At 28.9% G+C, this 3,859-nt stretch carries 3 protein-coding genes; all 3 read left to right on the top strand.

Annotation, left to right across the window (positions count from 1 at the left end; genetic code table 11):
- Nucleotides 1-274 precede the first annotated feature (274 nt).
- Complete coding sequence (locus ACRC03_RS14030; protein WP_438653207.1) at nucleotides 275-1,291, top strand: exonuclease domain-containing protein; 1,017 nt, start codon at nucleotides 275-277, stop codon at nucleotides 1,289-1,291.
- A gap of 177 nt (nucleotides 1,292-1,468) precedes the next feature.
- A complete protein-coding gene (locus ACRC03_RS14025; RefSeq protein WP_438653206.1) occupies nucleotides 1,469-2,656 on the top strand; it encodes a hypothetical protein in 1,188 nt (395 codons plus the stop codon).
- A gap of 66 nt (nucleotides 2,657-2,722) precedes the next feature.
- On the top strand, nucleotides 2,723-3,676 hold the full coding sequence (locus ACRC03_RS14020) for a S8 family peptidase (RefSeq protein WP_438653205.1): 954 nt from the start codon (nucleotides 2,723-2,725) through the stop codon (nucleotides 3,674-3,676).
- Nucleotides 3,677-3,859: the final 183 nt, after the last annotated feature.

The raw sequence follows: 3,859 nt of genomic DNA, 5'->3' as shown, positions 1-3,859 counted from the left end.
TCTACCGTTTGAGCGACCTGTCGGCGAACAACTTTAAGGTAGTAGTGGCGAAGACACCGTCTATTTTGCTTGGCTTTGTAACAACCTCTGATTATATCGTTTAGGTGTGATTAAGTCGTTAGCCACCAAGAATCCCTCTACTTTAGCTGTAGGGAGTGTGTCAATGTCAGCGGCTTTTATTGAGTAATAAACTATACTACATAAAATATATGTTCATAAAAATCAATAAAATGGTAGAATATACATATATAATGTGGAAAGGGTGAAGTTATTATTGAAAAAAGTATACGTTGACTTTGAAATGAATATGCCGGCTGTAAAGACAAAAAAGGATATGTTAGATGCAGACATAATAGCAATAGGGGCGATACAATATGATACTAAAACAGGTAAAATTGAAGAATTTAAATCTTTAATTAAACCTATAACTAATTTAAATATATATCCTCATATAGAAGAGCTAACCCAAATATCTCAGTCTGATTTAGAAGACGCACCTAGCTATGAAGAGGTAATGAGAAAATTTAAAACATGGTTAGGAACTTTTTCTCAAATCGAGGGTATTTACACATTTGGGAACTTAGACTTTACATGCTTTAATAATACAGATAAAAAAAGTGCTCAAAAAAATAATCATCCAAGGTTTATTAATAATATAAAAGGTCTATTTGTAGATATTAAAGATAAATATATATCTTGTGGGATTAAGTGTATGAACTACATATCTTTAAAAAATTTGTTAAGTTGTGCTAATGTAGAATTTGAAGGAGATGCACATGATCCACTATATGATGCATATAATTTGTTTATATTAGATAAAACATTAGAAAATGATGAAGATATTAGAGGTATTTTAGTCATTCAAGATATTATAAGGCAACCTTTTACGGTTATTAATGAAAACTTAGAAGAGTGCTTTGAAAAATATAAAGAATATTTTTATAAAAATAAAGGTGACTATACAGAAGATGATATATCCATAGAAATATTAAAGACAATAAGGTCTTATGCAATATCTATAAAGGAAATAGATATATACAATATAGAAGTATTAAGAGATATAAGTAGAAAATTAGATACTATAGACAAAATAAAGAAAGTAAAGATGGGCCGTTTTTATATTTTAGAAAATTTTTATCTCGATATGAAGGAATTATTAAGTGACTTAATGTTATATAGATTAAATCAAAACCAATACAAAGAGGAAATTGAAAATATAATTAATTTATTTGAAGAAGATTTATTATTTGAAGGAATCGACTTTAGTAAAATTTTAAAGGAAAGCTGTTGATAAAATATTTTATTGACAGCTTTTTTGCGTAGCAGGCAGAGTCATTAGCGACAGGTCATTCAAATGAATCGAAATTTTGGCATGTGAGTAATAACTAAAAGTAGTATAAATGCAGTAAGGGTTAAATATAAATTAATATGTTTATATTTAATAGAAGTGAAAGGAGTATTTTATAGGATGAATCAAATAACTCGCTACCTAATTACAGTTTTGACTGTATTTGTGTTTTTGACAGCTGTATTTTTGGTTCTAGTTATTACAAAATTTATTATTAAGGCAAAGAAAAATGACTTTAAAGGTAAATTAGCATTTAGAGGAAAACCAGAACAAATAGATATAAATAAAAATATACATAATTTAAAACATAATAGTTATAGAAACATAGACGAAAGTCCAATAAAAGGTGAAAAAATTTATAAATATGACAATGGAGATGTTTATAAAGGTGAATTTATAAATGAAAAAAGAAATGGCTTTGGAGTATGCATATTTAATAATAAAGAAAGATATGAAGGACTTTGGAAAGACGACAAAATGCATTGTGTAGGAAAATACACATACAATGATGGTTCAGTTTATAGTGGGGATTTTAAGCATGGCTTAATAGAAGGTATGGGAAGGTACAGATATGCAAATGAAGAAATTTACAAAGGCTACTTTATAAACAATAAAAGAAATGGAAAAGGCTCTTTGTATTATAGAGATGGAAGCAAATACATAGGCATGTGGGAAAATGATGCTCAATGTGGGGAAGGCAAGCTTACAAAGCCTAATGGAGATGTGTATAAAGGTGAATTTAAAGATGGTAAGTTTAACGGTAAGGGAGAGTATACGTTTTTAAATGGAAGTAAATATACAGGTGAATTCAAAGATAATGTATATCATGGACATGGATGTTATGTAGAAATAAATGGAGATATATATGAAGGTGAGTATAGATATGGATGTAAAAGGGGATACGGAATATTGAAGACAAGGTCAAATGGAACCTATGATGGCGAGTTTAAGGATGACTTATTTAATGGAAGAGGTAGATATACATATATGGATAAAAGCATATATGAAGGGGATTTTAAAGACCATAAAAGAGATGGGATAGGAACATATATCTGCCAGAGTTACAAATACATAGGAGAATGGAAACATGATGCTAAAGGGCAAGTAGGAAGCTATTATTTAAGTTCGCAAGTAGTTATTGATGTTATTATAGAAAACAACAAAATAACAGAGGGGATATATAAGTTTAAAGATGAGGAAGAACAGTATTTATACAATATTGAATTAAGTAATGAAGAGTATATTTTTGAAAATATAGAAACGTACTTAAAAAGAAAAAACAAAAAACTTGAGAAGTCTTACGAATAATATTAATCATCATAATCAAGGTTCATATATATAATTTAGTATAGAACATATTATGGAGTGATAACTATGAAAAGCAAATATGATGATTTAGAAGTCAAATTATTACCATTTGTCATGAGTAGAGAAGTTAGGGGAATACAAGCAAAAACTCCATATGGAGTAGAGATGATAAAGGCTAAAAATATTTGGGAAGATTCAGGAAAAGGAGAAGGTATAAAAATAGCTGTCATAGATTCAGGTTGTGACATAGAACATGAATCTTTAAAAAATAATATTGTGGGAGTTAGAAATTTTACAAATGAAGATGGTAGCAATCATAATATAGTTATTGATAGAGTAGGTCATGGAACTCATGTAACAGGGACTATTGTAGCCAATGGAAATAACAACACAATATTAGGGGTAGCTCCAAAATCACAAGTATATGTACTAAAAGCAATAGATAGAACCGGATCAGGAAAGTTAAGTTGGGTAATTAATGCAATATATTATGCAATAGAAAAAAACGTAGATATAATATCTATGTCGCTAGGTCTTGGGAGCAGTAGTGAAAAACTAGAAAAAGCAGTAAAAGAAGCTGTCAAAAACAATATAGCAGTAGTTTGTGCAGCTGGTAATGAAGGAGATGGAAATTCAAACGATTTTGAATACTCATATCCAGCAGCCTATGTAGATGTTATATCTGTAGGAGCTGTAGACAAAAAAGGTGTTCCAGCTAGATTTAGCAATGCAAATCTTGTAATAGATGTGGTGGCTCCTGGTGTAGATATATTGTCAACTTATCCTGATAATCAATTTGCGGTACTAAGTGGAACTAGTATGGCTACTCCTCATGTAAGTGGTAGCTTAGCTTTACTAAAGAATTGGTCTAGAAAAGTATTTAAAAGAGAATTAACTCAAGAGGAATTATACGCTCAGTTAATAAAACATACAAAGCTATTAGAATACCCAAGAACGGTACAAGGAAATGGGTTAGTATTTTTAAAAAGTAAACAAGAAAGTAAAAAATCTAAATATTAATATATATAGAAAGTCTTAATATAGTTCTTTGTATAAAAGAAATTTATATTGTTATACGGCGAATTATTCTAACCTTCAAAAATTACTTTAAATTATCCTATTTTTCATAAATTTAAGGAGATTGAATAATTTGCCTCTATTAATTATATAATTTTGGTCAAATTATATAATCTTTAAGATAAT

It is taken from the genome of Romboutsia sp. (assembly GCF_051659545.1).
Lineage (GTDB): Bacteria > Bacillota > Clostridia > Peptostreptococcales > Peptostreptococcaceae > JBOFOR01.
Note: the sequence above shows the minus strand (reverse complement) of the source record. Positions and strands in the feature narration are given on the sequence as shown.